Annotated in this window: 1 pseudogene; it reads right to left on the bottom strand. The window is 77.6% G+C overall.

What is annotated here, in order from left to right:
- Positions 1-259 (bottom strand): annotated as a pseudogene (locus KVS71_RS17790) (ACP synthase); the annotation flags it as partial.

The following is a 259-nucleotide window of genomic DNA, read 5'->3' as shown; positions in this document are numbered from 1 at the left end:
TGCCGGAGCCGATGGCGCCCCCGCGGCCGGCGCCCACCCGTTGCGTGCTGTCGCCGCCACGCACGTCGACGGAGGCGAAGCCGACAGGGATGCCGACGAAGCTGCGCCAGCCGCGGATGCCCGCCGGTTCCCCGTCGCGACCGCGGCGCTGCGGCGGGACGATGAGCACACGACCGAGCACACGGACCCATCCGGGCCCGCCGTAGCCCGGGAAGGGCAGGACGGTGGCGTTCCGGCCGCGGCGGCGCGCTCGTCCCTC

The organism is Microbacterium sp. GbtcB4 (genome assembly GCF_019091465.1).
Lineage (GTDB): Bacteria > Actinomycetota > Actinomycetes > Actinomycetales > Microbacteriaceae > Microbacterium > Microbacterium paraoxydans.
Note: the sequence above shows the minus strand (reverse complement) of the source record. Positions and strands in the feature narration are given on the sequence as shown.